This window comes from Facklamia sp. P12955, assembly GCF_050409565.1.
Lineage (GTDB): Bacteria > Bacillota > Bacilli > Lactobacillales > Aerococcaceae > Facklamia.
In genome coordinates this window covers 39,407-59,676 of sequence record NZ_JBNUPF010000003.1, presented here as the reverse complement: position 1 = coordinate 59,676, position 20,270 = coordinate 39,407, and the positions used below count along the sequence as shown (strand labels likewise).

Annotated in this window: 13 protein-coding genes and 1 pseudogene; all 14 read left to right on the top strand. The window is 34.9% G+C overall.

Annotation, left to right across the window (positions count from 1 at the left end):
• Positions 1-30 precede the first annotated feature (30 nt).
• The 14 genes and pseudogenes from ACQV2G_RS01330 to ACQV2G_RS01265 all read left to right on the top strand — a co-directional run bounded on the left by ACQV2G_RS01330 (position 31) and on the right by ACQV2G_RS01265 (position 20,258).
• Positions 31-3,633, top strand: coding sequence for a PD-(D/E)XK nuclease family protein (locus ACQV2G_RS01330; RefSeq protein ID WP_428875880.1), 3,603 nt, complete (start codon positions 31-33; stop codon positions 3,631-3,633).
• Positions 3,608-7,543 carry a helicase-exonuclease AddAB subunit AddA gene (addA, locus tag ACQV2G_RS01325; RefSeq protein WP_428875896.1) on the top strand — a complete coding sequence of 1,312 codons (3,936 nt, stop codon included), beginning with the start codon at positions 3,608-3,610 and terminating at the stop codon, positions 7,541-7,543. Before ACQV2G_RS01330 ends, addA begins: the two co-directional genes overlap by 26 nt.
• A gap of 284 nt (positions 7,544-7,827) precedes the next feature.
• Complete coding sequence (locus tag ACQV2G_RS01320; RefSeq protein ID WP_428875879.1) at positions 7,828-8,490, top strand: SatD family protein; 663 nt, start codon at positions 7,828-7,830, stop codon at positions 8,488-8,490.
• Positions 8,491-8,563: 73 nt separating this feature from the next.
• Positions 8,564-9,205 (top strand): annotated as a pseudogene (locus ACQV2G_RS01315) (DUF3307 domain-containing protein); the annotation flags it as partial.
• A 32-nt stretch (positions 9,206-9,237) separates the two neighbouring features.
• Positions 9,238-9,819 (top strand): YdcF family protein, encoded by a 582-nt coding sequence (locus ACQV2G_RS01310; RefSeq protein ID WP_428875878.1) that lies wholly within the window; start codon positions 9,238-9,240, stop codon positions 9,817-9,819.
• A 28-nt stretch (positions 9,820-9,847) separates the two neighbouring features.
• Positions 9,848-10,825 (top strand): acyltransferase, encoded by a 978-nt coding sequence (locus ACQV2G_RS01305; RefSeq protein WP_428875876.1) that lies wholly within the window; start codon positions 9,848-9,850, stop codon positions 10,823-10,825.
• 123 nt (positions 10,826-10,948) lie between these two features.
• Positions 10,949-12,157 carry a DegT/DnrJ/EryC1/StrS family aminotransferase gene (locus ACQV2G_RS01300; RefSeq protein ID WP_428875875.1) on the top strand — a complete coding sequence of 403 codons (1,209 nt, stop codon included), beginning with the start codon at positions 10,949-10,951 and terminating at the stop codon, positions 12,155-12,157.
• A complete protein-coding gene (locus ACQV2G_RS01295) occupies positions 12,147-13,367 on the top strand; it encodes an ATP-grasp domain-containing protein (RefSeq protein WP_428875873.1) in 1,221 nt (406 codons plus the stop codon). Before ACQV2G_RS01300 ends, ACQV2G_RS01295 begins: the two co-directional genes overlap by 11 nt.
• The gene (locus ACQV2G_RS01290) at positions 13,368-13,994 is read left to right on the top strand and encodes a sugar transferase (RefSeq protein WP_428875872.1); all 627 of its coding nucleotides are present in this window, start codon (positions 13,368-13,370) and stop codon (positions 13,992-13,994) included.
• A complete protein-coding gene (locus ACQV2G_RS01285) occupies positions 13,991-15,196 on the top strand; it encodes an ATP-grasp domain-containing protein (protein WP_428875870.1) in 1,206 nt (401 codons plus the stop codon). Before ACQV2G_RS01290 ends, ACQV2G_RS01285 begins: the two co-directional genes overlap by 4 nt.
• A gap of 14 nt (positions 15,197-15,210) precedes the next feature.
• Positions 15,211-16,341, top strand: coding sequence for a glycosyltransferase (locus ACQV2G_RS01280; protein ID WP_428875869.1), 1,131 nt, complete (start codon positions 15,211-15,213; stop codon positions 16,339-16,341).
• Between the two features lie 16 nt (positions 16,342-16,357).
• Positions 16,358-17,353: a glycosyltransferase family 2 protein gene (locus ACQV2G_RS01275; RefSeq protein WP_428875868.1), complete on the top strand. Its 996-nt coding sequence runs from the start codon at positions 16,358-16,360 to the stop codon at positions 17,351-17,353.
• A gap of 9 nt (positions 17,354-17,362) precedes the next feature.
• Complete coding sequence (locus ACQV2G_RS01270) at positions 17,363-18,817, top strand: O-antigen polysaccharide polymerase Wzy family protein (protein WP_428875867.1); 1,455 nt, start codon at positions 17,363-17,365, stop codon at positions 18,815-18,817.
• Positions 18,810-20,258: a flippase gene (locus tag ACQV2G_RS01265; protein ID WP_428875866.1), complete on the top strand. Its 1,449-nt coding sequence runs from the start codon at positions 18,810-18,812 to the stop codon at positions 20,256-20,258. Before ACQV2G_RS01270 ends, ACQV2G_RS01265 begins: the two co-directional genes overlap by 8 nt.
• The last annotated feature ends 12 nt before the right edge of the window (positions 20,259-20,270 follow it).

The window sequence follows — 20,270 nt, the reverse complement described above, 5'->3', positions numbered from 1 at the left end:
CCTGTTCTTCTACCTAAAGGAGGAGATAGCGTGACGATTCAATTTGTTACCGGCGACTTGAGTCAAAATAAAAAAAGCCTTCTTATTCAAGCCATCATGGACCAATTGAAAGAAACACCTGACTTAAAAGTCTATTATATCGTGCCAGAACACTTGAAATTTGAAATGGAAAAGTTTGTCTTAGAAGAAATCCGTGACCATCAAGTGGACCAAGCCAGCTCTATTTTTAATTTGCAGGTGGCTTCTTTTTCACGCTTAAACTGGTTCTTGATGAAAGATCAAAAGCCCAGTCATGAGATTAGTGACTTAGGTCTGTCGATGATTGTACGGCAAGTCTTAACCCAATACCGGGAAAACTTAGTGGTTTACCAAAAGCAGGCTCACTATCAAGGTTTTATCGAAGACTTAGTCGTTCTTTTTAAAGAATTTATCGAAGGCAATATTCAAGCGGAAGATTTGCAAGTTGAGCCAGCGCAAGATTTTACTTGGATGGATTTGGAAATAGAAAAGCAAAAAGAATTACAAATGCTTTATCAAGCCTTTCTAAAGGCACTGAGTGATTTTCGGATTGATAATTTTGCCAAGCAGGAAGACTTGATGGACTATATCAACCATCAAAATTTAAATAAGTATCTCTTTGTAATGGACCACTACTATTACTTTAATAGCCAGGAAATGCAATTACTTTTAAGTTTGGCTAAGCATGCTTGTAAAGTTAAGATTGTCTTACCCATCAAGAGCGCTGAATTAAGGGCTAATCAAGCCTTGATGACTACCGCCTTACCTTATGCAACCTACTATCGCATTCGCAGTTTAGCTCAGCAGATGGGACTAGCGATTGAACCAGATTGGGAAATTAAAGACCAGGCTTTTAACTACCAAGATTCGATTTTGAGCTTAGCGCAAGCCTTTAAAGCCCAACAAGACTTACTGCCATCAGCTACCCACCAAAGAGCTGATAGGGACTTTAACTGCCACCGCTTTTTACAATTTGATTCCATCCAGAGTGAATTACGGTATGTCTCCAATCGCATTCATTATCTGGTTACAAAAAAAGGCTACCGTTATAAAGACATTCAAGTCTACACCCGAGATTTAGAAGCCTATCAATCCATGATTGCTCCGATTCTAGCGGCCAATCAAATTCCTTATTTCTTTGACCATGCTAAGGCTATGACCGACCATCCACTTTTTACCCTTATCCAACATCTCATTCGCCTGGACCGCTATAACTGGCGACTGATTGATATTCTAGAAGTATTAAAATCTCCTTTGGTAAGGCTGGGGCAGTTTCATTCGGCTTTTGCTGAATTAGCTGACCAAGACTTAGAGCGCTTGGTCTATTCCTTTGAGAATTATTTAATAGCCTATCAGTATGAGGGTTATCGCTTTGCTAACCTATCCTATGACTGGCTCTTTATGACGGAAGATGTTTTTTTTCATTCAGCTGAAGGACAGGTCTATGATTTTACACTGGCTGAGGCTTTTAGCTGGATTAGGACCTATCTGGTTGAACACTTTGGATTTAATAAAAAAGCCCTAAAAAGCAGCAAAGGCCAGAATGGATTAGCCGCTAGCTTCTATCAAAAATTAGAAGCAATCGGCATCAGGCAAGCTCTTATGGATTTAAGGGACCGAGCACTTCAAAGGGGTCAGATTGAACAATCGCGCCAAGATGAACAAGTTTGGCAGGTATTGGTCAATAGTCTCGATGAATACCACCAAATCTATGGGCAAGCAGATTTAGACCTAGCCACCTTCTTTGAAATCCTAGAAGCTGGTCTTTCAGCAGCGACCTATCATATCATTCCACCTACTTTGGACCAAGTGATGATTTCAAATATTGTGTCCCCTCAAGTTCAACCTTGTAAAATTGCCTTTGTGATTGGTATGGATCAAAAAGCCTTGCCAGCTAAACAGGCTAGGGATAGTTTGTTGACCCCCAGTCATCGCCAAGCTATCAATCAAGAACTTTTAGCCCATCAATATTTATCCGATCAGGAACATCAAGGGTATCAAATGGAATACTTATTAGCTTATCAAGTCTTACTGTTAGCGACGGATCAATTGATTATTTCCTATGCCATTCATCAAGGCGACCAAGTCCGTAACTTTTCACCATGGTTGCAACAAGCGGCAGACATCGCCAATCTTAAACTGATTCACCAAGCTGACTATAGTAGAGATGCAACTTTAGAAACGCCTTTAAGACTAGCCGATTTTGGACGGTATGCCAGTAACAAGGCCCCTATTTTATATCAAATCCATCAAGACTTTGTGCAGGGTAAAAGCCCTCAGCCCGCTTTCTTAGAATTATTAAAGTTGATGGTTGATTATGAAAGGCAAAACAAAGCAAGCCTTAAAGCAAGTGGCATCGTCGACTTAATTATTCAAACCTTTTATTTTAATGACCTACCGGATAAGATTGATAGCAATTTAGCCTTAGCACTCTTCGGTCGCAACTTATCACTATCGGTGTCTCGGATTGAACAGTTTTTTGCTGACCCTTATTCCCACTTTTTACGCTATGGATTACGATTGAAGGAAAGAGAACGTTTTGAACTGGATGCTGCGCTTTCAGGTGACTACTTCCACCAGGCCTTAGACCAGTTCAATCAATTGGTACAAGCCCAAGGGAAATCTTTAGCTGACTTGTCAGAAGAAGAAGTTAAGGACTTATTAGGTGGAGTGATTGACGCTTTAAACCAAGATCCTAATTACCAAGTGCTCAGCAAACATCCGCGGATGCAGGCGATTCATCATCTATTAAATCAACGCCTGCTTTATTTTGTTCAATTAATGCAAGAACAAAACAATTTGACTCATTACCAACCCTTAGCCTCAGAATTAGTTTTTGGCACAGGGGGCAATAGTCAAGTGGCTGGCTTTGAATACCCATTGGCTGCGGGAGGATTACTAAGCATAAGAGGGAAGATCGACCGTTTAGATCGTATTCAAAAAGGTCAGCAGAAACTGTTACAAGTGGTCGATTATAAGTCAGGTAAAAAAGACTTTGACTTAGTGGATGCTTATTATGGCTTAGACTTACAATTATTAACTTATTTAGCAGTAGCTTTGAAAAATTATCCTGATTACCAGCCTCTGGGTGCTTTTTACCAGCATCTTTTACCAAGTTTTTATAAAGCGGACAAACATTATGCCCAAGGAGAAGTTGATCAACAGACTAAGACGCTTTTAAGTCAACGAACATTGAGAGGGTTTGTAACCATTGAGGCGGATGACTTACAAATAGTTGAATCCTTTGATCACCAAGCTAGTAAAAGTCGCATTTATCCGGTGACTTATACCAAGACGGGCTATCATGCTAGAAGTCCTTTCTTTACTAAAGAAAAAGTCGATTTACTCTTAGATTATACGCATTATCAATTCCAACAAGCAGCTGAGGCTATTCAAAGTGGTGATATTGCCTTAGCTCCTTTTTACGAAAATCCTTATACCCTCTCCTTAAATGCTCAATACCGAGTGATTACAGGCTTTGATGGAACACAATCCTTCCACCGTTATCGCCATAAACAAGTCAATAAAAAAGAAGTTTTGGCTCATATGAAGGAAAAATTACTTAACAAAGCAGCAAGCGAAGGAGGCGATCATCATAGAAACCCTACCGATTAAACCGGATAATAGTAAATTTAACAACGAACAATGGCAGGCTATTCATCAAAGGGGAAATAATATCTTAGTCGCTGCGTCAGCGGGTTCAGGTAAGACCACGGTCTTAATCGAACGGATTATGAATCATCTACTGACACGTTATGCCGAATTGAAAGAAGTCTTAGTCGTGACCTTTACTGAGTCTGCGGCCAATGAGATGAAAGAACGAATGGAGAAACGGTTAAAATCAGCGGTGAACCAATCGCTAGACGGGGAAGAAAAGCGATACTTGCTTAGTCAAATTAATCAGCTGCCTAGTGCCCATATCCAAACACTTCATTCATTTTGTTTATTTGTGATTCAAAACTTCTTCTATCTGGAAGCTATTAATCCAGCCTTCAACCTCTTAAGTGATGAAAGTCAAAAGCAAGTCATGGTGGAAGAAGTCTGGGACAAGCTTATTGATCAAATTAGTCAAGCCGATTCTCAACTGGCAGTCACACAAGCCGATTATCAAGACCTATTAATTCGTTTAACCAGTGGTCGTGATGATCAAGCCTTGCGTTCAATTGTTTTAGATATTTATGAGTTTGCCCGCGCCAATCCGGAACCCTTAATCTGGTTGGACCAAATGGTGGCTGAGACCGATGGTTTGGAAAGCTTTTGGAAGAGTGAACTCTATCAAGAAAGTCTAAAAATCCAACTTCAAGCACAGTTAAAGCTTGCTGATCGTTCTTATCAAGATGGCTTGAGTCTCTTAGCTTCTTGTTCAAGGCCGACGCTAGATAAGTTTGAACCAGTATTATCTGCAGAAGGGCAGCGCGTGGTCGAACTAACAGAAGCTTTCTTACAAAACGATATGGCCTACTTTAGTCAACTTTTAGATAACCTAAGCTTTAGCCGCTGGCCGAGTTCAAGAGGAAAAGCCCATGAAGAAGACTTAGAAACACTGCAAATAATTAAGCAATACCGTCAGGCTAGTAAGGATACTTTAGTTAAGATTCAGTCTTACTTTCCTTATCCTTACCAAACTATGCAGGAAGTCGAAGCGGCGATTCAACCCTACTTAAGAAAATTAAGCGATCTAAGTAAATTATTTTACCAAGCCATGCAAGACTATAAATTTCAAGAAGGGTGGATTGATTATTCAGATCTTGAGCACTTAACCTTGCAGATTTTAGCGCCTTATAATGCTCAATTAGGTAAACGTAAGCCATCGGCGGCAGCTGAATATTTCCAAGCCCTCTTTGAAGAAGTCTTAGTGGATGAGTATCAAGACATTAACGAAATCCAAGCAGCCATCTTATCCTACTTATCACGTGAAAGGGTGGAAGGGACCAAAGGCAATCTCTTTATGGTAGGAGATGTCAAACAGTCTATCTATGGCTTTCGGATGGCAGAGCCATCCCTATTCCTCCAAAAATACCGTACTTACCAAACCAGTGACCAAGGTCACTTGATTATCTTGGATAAGAATTACCGCTCAAGGGACCAAGTCCTTAACTTTACCAATTATCTGTTTGAACGCTTGATGGATGAATCCTTTGGAGAAATGACCTATGGTAAAAATGAGCGTTTGATGACCGGCAACCAGGACTTCACAGTTGCAAAGGAAATAGACCACTATGCCATTGAATTGCTCTTACATAGCAAGGAACGCTCAGACGAAGAAGATCAAATGCAAGCAGATCGTCCTGATTTATTAATAGACAAGGGAATTGATTACCAAGCCCATCTGATTGCTCAAGATATCCAAGCTAAGTTGCGCGCAGGCTATCAAATCTATGATAAAGAATTGGGTAAGGATCGTTTGATGACCTTTAAGGATATTGTGGTGCTAAGTTCTACCAAATCCAGCTTTGCCAATTTGCAGGCAGCCTTCAGCCATTATCAGCTACCTTTTACTTCACAAGCCATTGAGACCTATTTCCAGCGACAAGAGATTCAGTTAATTTTAGCCCTCTTAAAATTAATCGATAATCCCATGCAGGATATTCCTCTGGTCGCTATTCTCAAGTCTTTCTTTGTAGGCTTGAGTGACAATGACTTAGCCTTGATTCGGGTTAATCATCCACAAGCTTCCTTCTATCAAGCGGTAGAAGGCTTATTGAGTCAAGCATTTGAAAAGGATCAGCCATTATTAGCCATACAAAAGAAAGTGCAAAACTTTTTTACCCAACTTGCAAAATGGCGTGACTTTGCTGGCCACCAGGCTATTGATGAAGTCATCTGGCAAATCTATCTAGACACTTCCTTCTTAGACTATGTAGTGGGCTTAGATATGGGGCGCCAACGTCAGCTTAATCTTCATGCTTTTTATCAAAAAGCTCAAACCATTAATCAAGGTTTAGGAGGCAGTTTAGCAAGTTTTATCCACTATATTGAGACTCTTTTAGAACAAGACAAAGACTTGGCAGAACCCCTACAATTAGACAAGGATCAAAATATGGTGCGGGCTATGACCATTCATGCTTCTAAGGGGAGTGAGTTCCCGGTTGTCTATTTAATTAACAGTAATCACCGCTTTAATTTAATGGATAGCCAAAAAGCTATTGTGGCGACCAAGCATTATGGAGTGGGTATGAACCACTACCAAACGGATGACTTTGTCTATTATCAATCCATCAGTAAAACCTCGCGACAAATGCTTCTAGATCAAGCAGCAAAAGCCGAAGAATTAAGGGTACTCTATGTAGCTTTGACGCGAACCGAGCAGAAATTAATGATAGTGGGTTCGATTGAGAGTAGGGAAAAATGGCAAGAAATGAGCGACCATTATCAAATGATGACTGACCCTGACAGCTTGCAAGTGGCCCTAGAACTCAGATCACAAGCTAATAGTTTCTTGGATTGGATTCATCAGGCAACTTCCCTCGCTCAAAGAAACCATCAATCACTCGCCACAATTACTGCTCAAGACTTTATCACACGTATCTATACTGAAGACCAAATTCAAGCCAATGTACCTAGCGTGACGGCTAGCCATCCAATAGCCAGCCCACCGGCCTGGTTGAAGGCGCTACAAAAGGGCGAAGCTTTCGATCAACCCAAGCACAAGCATGAGAGGATCAACCAGCTTGAAGAATTGCTAACTGCCCAATACCCTTATCAATTAGCCAGTCAGACAGCTGCCTATCAATCTGTTTCGGAATTAAAACGTTTGTTCGAAGAACCACCGCATCCAGCTCTTTCTTTTTATACAGACCGGCGGAAGGAATCTATGCATGAGCTAGGTGCATCCATTGATATAGATCAAGGGATTCAAGGGATTCAAGGGATTCGCTATACGCAAGATACCTTTGAAGCCCCAAGCTTTATGCAGTCCAAAACGCTAGATGCAGCTCGGATAGGAACTTTGAACCACTATCTGATGGAGCAGGTGGACTTTGGTCCCTTTAAATTAGCTGACCCAGCCGATTATAACCAGATCTTACAAGACCAGATCCAATCGATGATCGAGCGAGGTTTGATGGAAGCAGAAGATCGGCCACATCTGTACCTGGAAACAATTCTTAACTTCCTCCGAAGTCCGATCGGCCAACAAATGATAGAAAACAGCGATCAACTTAAACGGGAACAAGCTTTTTCTTACCTGGTACCGGCTAAGGACTTGTTCGCCAATCTGACTGAGAGCAAGCAAAGTATGCAGATGGAGCAAGATTCGATTCTGGTTCACGGGGTAATTGATAGCTATTATGTGATACCTAATCAAGGTTTTGTCTTGATTGACTTCAAGACGGACCGCTACCGTCCGCATCTGAGTCAATCCAAACAAGAACAATTGGAAGGGTTAAAAGACAAGTATCGCTACCAGTTGAATCTTTACAAGGACGCCTTAGCTAGCCACCTTAAACTACCTAATATCGGTACTTATATCGTGGCCTTAGGCTTCGACCAGGTGGTTGCGATGGATGAACAGATGAATCAGTAATCGTTTTATTAAGCATTCGCAAAAGAAGCATGGGTCTTTTGACCTAAGCCTAAAGCGGATGCTTTTTTTCAGATGAATGCTCGCAAGGAATCGCTTGCTTTTAAAGGTTGTTTAGGGTAAACTTTCCCTAAACAAGGCAAATTTAATAAATTTCCTTAAATGAGGAAAGAAATATCAATTACTTTCCTCAAGGAAAGGGGAAGCTAACCAGTTATGATCGTAAGTTTCTTCTAACAATGGAAAAAAATGAAGTAAGTAGGCAGTAGGCAGGAAGGAGGAGTTCGATGGCTACGGATGTGGTTATTATCGGGGATTTTATTAAGTCTAAGCAAATCAAAGAACGTAAGGTATTCCAAAAGCAAGTGCAAGACATATTCAAGCGCCTTAATCAGAAGTATCAAAAGCAGTTGCTTTCTCAATTGACCTTAACAGTTGGCGATGAGTTTCAAGTGATTATGAAGTTGGATTCAAACTGGCTGAACTTTTTAGATGACTTATATGTCACATTGCCCCATCCTTTTCGGCTGGGAATCGGTATCGGTGAGATCACGACGGCCATCGATCCTGAACGAAGTATTCGAGCCGATGGTCCAGCCTTTTGGCGAGCGCGCGAGGCGATTGAAGCTGTCCACCGTAATCATTATGGTAACAAGTGTCATCTGGCGCTCAGGACCCAAGACGATTCGATTAATCAGATGGTCAATAGCCTGTTTCTCTTGAGTGAAACCTTGAAAAGCCAATGGACCGACCTGCAACGGGAGACTTTCAAGTTGATGCTTGAAGAAGGGATCTACCAAGCGGAATTTGATCAGGCCCATTTTGCCCAAACGATTCAAATCAGTCAGAGCAGTTTGAGCAAGCGCTTATCACTGGGTAATATTAAGATCTACTTGAGGGGTCGAGAAACGATTGCAGAATTTTTGGAGGGGAATCATGAGTCCCTTTAATCAATGGACAATCATGATTTTAATCCTGCACTTTTTAGGTGATTTTCAATTATAAAGTCCTCAATTAGCTGTAGACAAGCAGCCTAACAGGCAAGCCTTGGCAACTCATTTAGCGATTCATGGCCTTTTTTTCTTCTATCCCTTAATCCGGAGCTTATACTATCAAGTCTTTTGGCCGGCCTTTTATGCTTATCTGATGCTTTGGATTAGTTACAGTCTGATCGACTGTATAAAGAGTGGCTTTGACAAGCTTCAGCCTTCTTATCGCTTATATACTTTCTTAATTGATCAAATCCTACATATTGTCCTCATCATTCTGTTAGGCCAAGTGTTTTTTACTAACTCCTTAGGGTCTGTTTTCCCAGCGTTTTTGAACCGTCAAATGCTGACGGGGTTATTAGCGATCCTTTTGGTCGGCAAGCTGGCTAATGTTTTATTTAAACTAGCCTTCAGTCCTTATCCTCAAAGTCAGGCCATTCAGCAAGAAGGTCTACAAGGGGCGGGCGCTTTAATCGGTCATTTGGAGCGGATTCTTTCCTTGATTTTTTTAGGCATGGGCCAGGTGAATGCGATTGGTTTAATTTATACGGCCAAATCCATTGCGTGTCTCAAACGTTTAGAAGAAGACAAGGAGGTTGCGGAGTATTATTTGATTGGAAGCTTATACAGTATTCTGTATGCCCTGTGTGTCTATTTCTTAGTCTTAGCTAGTTAGCAGCTATTAAATGAAAAAAGGAGGCCCCAAACATGAAAGTAAAGATTCTATTTATCCTTCTTGTAGCGCTAGTGACCTATCTAGTCTGGTTGGCTGGTCATTTAGACATTGGTCAAGAAGCGGTTGAAGCTGAGGTGGTGATTGTACCAGGTGGGGAAATAGTTCGTCCCTTGAAGGCGGCTGAATTAATCCAAGAAGGCTATGTCACATCACACTCAATGATTGTTTCTCCCTTAAATGAGTTTATCGGCACCAAACCCTTAATTGACTTTATAACTGATACCGGTTTATCGGAAGACCAAGTGATTGGAGAATTAGAAGCAACTTCTACTTGGACCAATGCGACCAATTCTATCGCCATCATGGAAGAAAGGGGATGGCAAACGGCCTTAGTAGTTACGACCGACTATCATAGCCGGCGCACTCGATTGGCTTTTGAGCGTGCGAGTCGGGGAAAGGATATGCACTTTTATTATGTCAGTGCCTATTTAAAGAATGCTCAGGGTGAGGAAGTCCTTTATCAAGACAGTCGCCAGGCCTTAAGGATAATGGCTTCTGAAGTCTATAAATACATCGGCTATTATCTAGAACTCTATTATTGGATTGACCAATAAATAATTGAATTAGAAAAGGTAGACAAAAATGACGAAACGTTTTATTCCATTTGATTTATTACGAGGGCTTGCAACGATAGCGGTCCTCTTGATTCATCTTACAGCCCCTTTATTAGGAGAAAATAAATTATGGATCCTAGCCCTTAATCAAGCGACACGCTTTGCGGTAGCTGTCTTTTTAATGCTTTCAGGTTGGGGTTTGGATCGGACCGATGCTTTGGATTCACAACTTGATTACCCCGCCTTCTTAAAAGATCGCCTCATAAAAATTATCCCGGCCTATTTGTGCTGGTCTTTAATCTATGCTTGGGCTAATTTCTGGTTGGTAGGTGAAGAATTGAGTCTTTTGACCTTCTTGCAGTTTCTCTTGCTGGGGAAGACTTCCTATCACTTGTATTTTGTTCCATTAATTGTGGGACTTTATATCTTTTACCCACTTTTATCTAAAATTGCCGATAACAAGTACTTAGCCATAGCCTTCGTGGGTCTTTTCATCTTCCAAGATGTCAGTGATCACCTACTAGGCTATATTCCTTATGATAAGGTCCAAGACTATTATAGCTATGCTTTTTGCTTCTTCTTTGGCATTTGGTTAAGCCGAGACTTTCAAGCTAAGCTTAAAAGCTTTCAAGTTTATCGTTATGGTATCTTGATTTATACGGTAATAATGCTAGGCTTGTTGATTGAAGAATCTTATCTAAGTGGGGGAGCAGTGATTGCCAATACAAGACCTTTGGTTACTTTCTATTCGATCGGTTTGGTCTTGACTTTTATGTTATATAGGTTGCCTTTTGAGAAGCTTTTCCTATGGTTTAGCCGGTATTCTTTCTTAATTTATCTTTCTCATGTTCTTTTCTTGAAATTACTTGAAGGGACGGTTGAAAAAATGGCTTTATCGATGCCCCCTCTTATCTATGTTAGTGTGGTTGGAAGTGGGTTATTAATATGCCTTTATCTCTTAATAAAAGTTGTCGACCGTGAGCCTTTTAAACGCTGGCTTAGCTAGGTTATGTAATAAATGTAATCTTTGAAAGAAAAACGAAGAATGCCTTCAAAATGAGATTTCTTGTGTTATACTTTTAACGGTGAATATAAAGCAATCATATACTTATAGAAAGAGAGCGATATTATGAAAATCCCATTTTCTCCTCCGGATATTACAGAACTTGAAATTAAAGAAGTTGTTGATACATTACGATCTGGATGGATAACAACAGGCCCTAAAACAAAATTATTAGAGTCACAATTAGCTGATTATTGTAATACTGATCGAGCGGTTGTTATGAATTCGGCAACAGCGTGCATGGAAATGACTTTAAGGTTGTTAGGTGTGGGACCAGGCGATGAAGTTATAACTTCAGCATATACTTATACAGCATCAGCAAGTGTAATTGATCATGTTGGTGCTAAAATAGTTCTAGTTGATACAGCACCAGATTCATTTGAAATGGACTATGATCAATTAGAAGCTGCTATCACAGAAAAGACCAAAGTGATCATTCCGGTAGATCTAGGCGGGGTAATGTGTGATTATGATCGAATCTATGAAATTGTTGAAAATCAAAAAAATAAATTTAGGCCTACTAAAGGAACTAAGCAAGAGGTTTTTGATCGTGTGGTTATACTAGCAGATTCAGCACATGCACTTGGATCAACCTATAAAGGAAAGAATGCTGGAGAAGTTGCTGACTTTACTTCCTTTTCTTTCCACGCTGTTAAGAATTTCACAACTGGTGAAGGCGGAGCGCTTACTTGGAGAAAGGATATCCCAATAAATCAAAACGAAATTTATAAAGAATTTATGTTATTAATTCTTCACGGACAAAATAAAGATGCTTTGGCTAAAACTAAATTAGGTTCATGGGAATACGATATAGTAGCGCCTTATTTTAAATGTAATATGACAGATATTAGTGCTTCACTAGGGTTAGCTCAATTAAAAAGATATCCTGAACTTCTAAAACGTCGTAAAGAAATTGTTGAAATGTATGATCATGGTTTTGCAAATATACCAGTTAAAATTCTTTCGCACAAAAATAGAGACAGCGAATCATGTCGTCATTTATATTTGGTTAGAGTGAATGGATATAAAGAAGAAGATAGAAATAAATTAATTACTAAAATGGCAGAAGCAGGAATAGCAACTAATGTTCATTATAAGCCGTTACCGATGATGACTGCCTATAAAAATTTGGGATTTAAAATTGATGATTATCCTAATGCATTAAAACAATATCAGAATCAAGTAACTTTACCACTTCATACATTAATAAAGAATGAAGAAATAAAATATATTGTAGATAATTTTAAAGGAATTATAATGGAACATGATATCTAAAAGAAAAATGAAAAAGAAAATTATGATTTTAGGTGCTAGTATATTACAAATACCCGCTATTTTAAAAGCATTGGAAATGGGTTTAGATGTGGTTGCTGTTGATATGAATCTAAATGCAGAAGGCTTTAAAATTAAGGGTATTACAAAAGAAATTATTAGTACGATTGATAAAGAATTAGTCTATGAAGCTGCTGTTAGAAACAATATTGATGGGATTATTACTTTAGCAAGTGATTTGCCTATGAGAACTGTATCATATGTTGCAAATAGAATGAATTTAGTTGGAATTAATGAAGATACGGCTATGAAAACGACAAGTAAAAAGTTAATGCGTGAAACTTTACTAAAGCATGAGATAGCGATACCGGAATTCGGAATAGCTTCATCATTAGATGATGCTATTCATTTACTAAATCAATTTAATAATTCTAATAATAAATACATATTTAAACCCGTTGATAGTTCTGGAAGTAGGGGCGTTTATTTATTAGAAACCACAACAATCGAAGAATGTAAAAAAGCCTTTGAATATAGTGTTTACTTCTCTAAAACACAAAAAGTAATTATAGAAGAATATATGGAGGGAAAAGAAGTAAGTGTTGAAACTTTTGCTATTAAAGGTGATTGTCACGTTATTCAAATAACCGATAAATTAACCACTGGAGCACCAAATTTTGTTGAAATGGGCCATTCGCAGCCCTCAAACTTACCAAGTGCTACTCAACAGCAAATAATTGAACTTGCCAAAGAAGCTAATAAAGCTCTAGGAATCAATAATGGTCCTTCACATACAGAAATAATTGTAACTGATCAAGGTCCAAAAATTGTTGAAATAGGTGCTAGACTTGGTGGAGATAATATTACTACTCATTTAGTTCCTTTATCTACTGGCGTAGATATGGTGGAAGCTTCTATTAAACTAGCAATTGGTGAACCAGTTAATATTACAAAGACAATTAATTTGGCTTCTGCTGTCAGATATTTCAATACTACTGAAGGTGAAATAAAAAAAATATCTGGCGTTTCTGAAGCCGAAAGTCTTGATGGGGTATTAGAAGTTAAATTACTCAATAAAGTAGGAGATCAAATAAGTAAAATTCAAAACAGCACTGACCGGGTGGGTTTTGTTATTTGTCAAAAGAATACTTCAGATGAAGCTAAATCAATTTGTGAAAAAGCTTGTCAATATGTACAAATCGAGGTGAAATAATTGTATAGAAAAGTCTTTAAAAGATTATTTGACTTAATAGGATCTTTAATTTTGTTACCAATAGTACTTTTGATTATTTTGATTTTCGGCATGTTAATATATCTTGAAGATAAGGGTAGTCCATTTTATTTTGCTAAAAGAAGAGGAAAAGATGGAAGCATTTTTAAAATGATAAAATTAAGAAGTATGTACGTGGATTCACCAGATTTGAGAAATGCTGATAATTCAACATATAATTCTCCTAATGATCCTCGAATCACAAAAATCGGAAAATTCATTCGGAAAACCTCTATTGATGAAATTCCTCAAATTTTAAATGTATTAAAAGGGGATATGAGTTTTATTGGCCCTAGACCAATTACCGTTAACCGTCCACTATCGGAATATGATGAAAAACGGAAGATACGATTACTGGTTAAACCAGGGATTACTGGATATTCCCAAGCATATTTTCGTAATTCGATTTCACAAGAAAAAAAATTAAAATATGATGCAGAATATGCTCAAAATGTTACTTTCATAGGTGATTTAAAAATTTTATTTAAAACTATTCAAACAATCTTATTTCGTAATAATGTATATATTGATGAAACTCAAGTTAAAGGAGTAAGGGAGATAGAAAAATGAAAAATAACAGACTTTTAATTTTAGGAGCTGGAAGAGGACAAATTGGATTATATAAAGCAGCCCAAAAGTTGGGGTATCATGTAATTGCTGGAACTTTAGAAGGAGATAATCTACCCTGTTTGGAGTTTGCAGATGAGGTTGCGATCATGGATATTTCTGATCCTTCTCAAGTTGAAAAAAAATCTGAATTTTTAAATATAAATGGTATCGCCACATGTTGTTTGGATACAGGTATACAGGCTTTAGGTCGTGTATGTGATAGTTTAAATTTGATTGGACTTAGTGAAGATTCAGCTATAAAATGTAATAATAAGTTACAAATGAAACAAGCATTGATTGAAGATGAGGTCAGTACTGCGAAATTCTTTAAAATCTCTAGTAGAGATCAGCTTATTGAATCTTTTTCAAACTTAGAATTCCCAGTAGTAGTTAAAGCCACAGATTTACAAGGCAGTAGAGGAGTTTATATTTGCAATTCCAAAAATGAGGCAATGGAATCATTTGCAAAGGTCATGCAAGAAACTGATAAAGATTATTGTATAATTGAAGAATTTATTGAAGGACTTGAATTTGGTGCACAGTCATTCGTGTTTAATGATGAGATTCTTTTTGTAATGCCACACGGTGATGAAACCTATATGAGTCATACAGCTGTTCCGATTGGACATTATGTTCCGTTTGAAGATAAAGATAAATTGTTTGATCAAATTAACTATACAGTAAGAAAAGCTATTAAAGCATTGAATTTAAACAACTGTGCTGTAAATGTTGACCTAATTTTAAGAGATAATAAGGTATATATTATTGAGCTAACGGGGAGAGTAGGAGCAAATTGCCTACCTGAACTTGTTGAAATTAACTATTCTATTGATTATTATAAAATGATCGCTAAAATGGCTATGGGAGATTCACCTAAAGAAATTTGGAATAATAGAAGTGACAAAGAAACTGCTGGTTTAGCAAGAATGATAATTGAGACTGAAAAATCTGGGGAGATAAATGAAATTAAATATAATGGAAATTTATCTAATAATATTAGAGAAGTAACTTTCTTTAAACAAAAAGGAGACGAAATAAGAAAATTTGTTAATTCTAGTGATTGCATCGGACAAGTAGTAGTTTGTGCTGAAACAATAAAAGGTTGTGAGGATGAAATTAGAAAAGTTTTTGATAATATAAATGTTGAAATAAATAAACATTAACGAGGTTTATCATTATGAAAATATGGGTTATAGGAAGAAGTTATCCTTTAAACAAAAATAATATGCAGGGTTCTTTTGAATTAGAACAAGCAAAAATGTTGAGTAGGCATGGACATAAAGTTGCTTACCTATCGTGCATATTTCATCCTTTTAAAAAAATAAAGCGATGGGGTTTATTAAATTGGGAAGAAGACAATATCAAAATATATACTAATTCAGTCTTTTACTTTCCAGAAAGAGTCAAATTAAATTTTAAATATTTTAAAGCATATTTTTGGGAAAGACTTTTAAGTTCAGTTGAAGAAGAATTCGGAGTGCCTGATATAATACATGTACATTATCCAACCAATATTACTATTTTTAAAACTATTGTTGCTTATAAAAGTAAAGGGAGTAAAATAGTATGTACTGAACATTGGTCTAAAGTACTTTTGAAAGATCTTAAGAAATATGAAAGAAAGCAATTGATAGAATATGTGGATAATGCCGATACATTTATAACTGTAAGTGAAACTCTTAAAAGCTCTATCTTAAATATTGTTAAGAAAAATTGCGAAATAAAAGTTGTTCCAAATATGATTAACCCTGTATTTAATAATAAAAGCGATAAAATGATTTCAAAAAAATTTAAGTTTATAGCCATTGGAAATCAAGTGAATATTAAACAATTTGATAAAATAATTGAAGCTTTCAAAAAATTTTCATCAAAAAATCCAAATTCTGAGCTAGTATTAGTTGGCAACGGACCTGAACACTCTAATTTAAAGAAACTTTCAAAACAGTTAAACATCTTTAATAAGATAGTATTTACTGGATCTTTAAGTAGAAAAGAGACATCAGAAGAATTGATGAAAGCTAATGTGCTTATAAATTATAGTTTGTATGAAACATTTGGTGTGCCTATTATAGAATCATGGGCACTAGGTAAACCTGTAATATCTAGTGAATCAGTAGGAGTTATTTCCAATTGGGATAAAAGACTCGGAATTCAGGTTTCACCAAAAAATCTTGATTCTCTGGAAAAAGCCATGGATCAAACATTTATTGAATATAGTAAGTTTGACAAAGAGTTTATTAAAGATTTCGCACTTAAACATTATTCAGAAGAAAGTGTATATAAAAAACTTATAGATATATACAAGTGAGTCTAGGAGGTTAAATTTGAATCATAAATTAATTAGTATTGTAATTCCGGTTTATAACGTCGAAAATTATCTTGAAAAATGTGTAAAAAGTGTATTAAATCAAACATATAATAAACTAGAAATTATTTTAGTTAATGATGGTAGTACTGATAGAAGTAAAGAAATATGCGATGAATTAGCTTCTTCTGATAAAAGAATTAAAATTATTAATAAAGAAAATGGTGGGCTTTCTGATGCAAGGAATGTTGGGATCAGTAATTCTACTGGTGAATATATTGGTTTTGTAGACAGTGATGATTGGATAGAACATAATATGTATGAAACCCTATTGGATAGTATCGAAAATAATAATACTGAAATCGCAATTTGTGGAATATACAGAGAATATAAGAACGAAACAAAAGTAGAAGATAATGATAATAAGATTTTAACATCGAAGCAAGCTTTAAAAAAGCTTCTAATTGGAGATGAGATACATGATCATGCTTGGTCAAAACTATACAGAAGAAGTCTCTTTAAAAATGTTAGATATCCAAAAGGGAAAGTATATGAAGATATAAGAACTACATATAAACTCTTCTTAAACTCAAACAAAGTTTCATTAGCTAATCAGCCTTTATACCACTATAGACAAAGAAAAGGAAGTATAATCAGAAATGGGTTTTCAGAAACAAAATTTGAGTGGTTATATGCTATTCAAGAGCTATTGAATGAACCCTATCTAAGAGAGTTTGAAGATCATATTGAATACCGCTTATTAAAAACTAAACTTATGTTAATTAGAGAACTATTTATATACTCAGATAATTTAACTTTTAATAAGTATAACAGCTTTCTAAAATCTACATTAAAAGATATTAAGACTAATCAAAAACTTTTACTAAATGACAAAAAATTACCAAATTCTTTGAAATTAATTACCTTTTTATCTAACAAACCTATTTCAGTAATTAGATTTATATTTACTTTAATAAGTTTAAGAAATAGAACAACTTTTAAATATTATGAATGAGAGGATAGTATGACTAAAATAAGTAAAATAAATTTTATTTTATTTCTTTTCACTTTAATAATTTTGAGTATATTTTGTCTTTTAATTGACAACTTTTACTTCGGAATAGCCTTTTCACTATGGATAATATTATTCATTTATTCATTACTAGATATATCTAATAGAAGCCTTCTTTTTGGCTTTTGTATAACTTTCTTTATATTTCTACTAGGTAGAGAATTTGTTCAGGTAGTTCTCAGTTTCCAAGTTGAAAACTTTCCGGAAAGAATAAATAATCACGCTTACATTCTTTATATTTTAAGTTTATTTACTTTTCTTTTGTCATATCCAATATTTTCTCGAAACAAGAAATTAAGCAAACTTAATAATAACTTTAATAAAAGTAATAAAAGAAATGTTAAAAAAATAACTATTATTAGGAATATTTCTAAGTTTTATTTTTTTGTTACATTATTTTTTGCAATTTTTTCCAAAATAAGTGCTGCAAGATTTGTCTTATCAAATAGCTATTTTGAATATTACACAGAGTATTTAAATTTATATTCTGAAAATATAATTATGTCTGTCTTTAGTTTTGTGGAAAGAATGATGCCTGTGGCTTTAAGCGTTTTTTTAGCAGCATCCCCGACAAAGAAAGAAACAAAATATCCACTAGTTTCCTATATTATTTATTTAATTATATCTTTAGCGACTGGCGCAAGATCAACATTCATGCTTGGCATTCTATTTATATTTATTTATTTTATATTTAGAAATAATATTGATGAGGATGATAAATGGTTAAATAAAAAATCTATTCTTATATTTATTATCTTAATTCCTATCACAATTTTTTTAGCAACTACAATAAGTTTTCTCAGAGAAGGAAACGATATCTCAAATTTGGGGTTTTTGGATGCGATTTATAAATTTGTTTATGATCAAGGAGTTACTAGTAATATAATTAAAAGATCATTTGCTTTTAAAGAATTATTAAATAGTAATAAATTATATACTTTGGAATTTCTTAGAAGTGGTATTTTTGCAAGGATACTAGGTATAGATGTATATTATGGAAATACTTATGAACATGCAATGTATGGTGGAAGTTTTGCACACTCAATTGGGTTTATTCTATTAGGTGATAATTATTTATCTGGTAGAGGAACTGGAAGTAGTTATATCGCAGAGTTTTATCAAGATTTTGGTTACTTTGGAGCAATAATAGGTTCAATATTTTACTCATATCTAATTTCCAAGGTAGAATTATCTAATAGAAGTAATGAAAATATTTTTAAAAAGAGTATATTTTTATTTCTAGTCCAGCGAATTTTATGGGCACCTAGAGGAAGCTTTTCAGATATAATAAGTAGTGTTTTTTCATATCCAACTCTATTAATTATAATTACAATTTATTTGAGTTACAAATTTTATAATGATTTAATAATATCTAGAAATATTTTTAAGGAATTTGAATATGATTAAAACAGAAAAATCATTAACTAAGAATGCCGTTTTGAATAGTCTTAAAGCGGCTTTATCAGTAATATTTCCACTGATAACTTATCCTTATATTTTAAGAGTTTTAGAGGTTCGTAATATTGGTGAAATAGACTTTACTGGATCTATAATAAATTATTTCATATTAATAGGCGGTCTAGGCATAAATGTTTATGCCATAAGAGAAGGGGCACGTTTAAGAAACAAAAAAAAAGAACTAAATGTTTTTGCAAATCAAATGCTTACTCTAAATATATTGACTACAATATTTTCATATTTATGCTTATTTATTTTTGTATTCTTTTCAAAAAAACTACATAACTATATTACTTTAATTACTATTCAAAGTATTAGTATATTTGCAAACCTATTAGGAGTCTTTTGGATATTTTCAATTTTTGAAGACTATTTTTATATAACTGTTAGATCCCTTTTAATACATATTTTATCTGTTATTTTAATGTTTATTTTGGTGAAGAATCCAGATGATTATCTCAAATATGCATCAATTTCAATTTTTGCAAATACAGGTGCAAATTTTTATAATCTTTATAAAGCAAAGAAATATATTAATATTTCTTTAACTAAAAATTTAGAATTATCAAAACATCTTAAACCAATTTTAATTATATTTTCTTCTAGTGTGGCTAGCACTATATATGTTAACGCAGACAAAACAATGTTAGGTTACTTCTTAAATAATTATTTTGTTGGTCTATACTCAGCCTCTGTAAATATCTATACAGTATTAAAGATAATGTTTATAGCAATAATTCAAGTTTCTCTCCCAAGACTCTCTAATTATTTATCTGAGAATAAATTCATAGAATATAAAAGAACAGCAACGTATATCTTTCAACTTTTCTTTATTATTTTGGTCCCAGCAGTAATCGGATTAGTTATGGTCGCTCCGGAAATTATAAATTTAATAGGTGGTGATAAATATACTGAATCAATACTGACTCTTCAGATTTTATCTGTGAGCTTGTTCTTTTCAATCTTAGCAACATTTTATACAAATGTTGTTCTGTTACCGTTCAATAAAGAAAGTCAAGTTTTAATATCTACACTCATATGTGCTATTTTAAATATCCTATTCAACATTCTTTTGATACCTTATTTTAAACATAATGCAGCTGCAATCACCACTGTTTTTGCAGAATTCTTAATGTTTTTAATTCAACTATATTTTTCTAAGCATCTTTATAAACTAGAAGTTCCTTTTAAATTTTTTATCAGTATAATAATCGGATCATTTGTTATAGTTATAATTTGTACCTTAATAAACTTTTTTTCATTAACTAGTATATTAAGTCTTTTTTTAAAATTGCTTTTATCATTAATTGCATATTTATATGTTCTTTACTTATTAGATAACAAATTCCTAAAAGATTTGTTATACAAAAGTTTAAACAATAACAAATAATGTATTACCAAT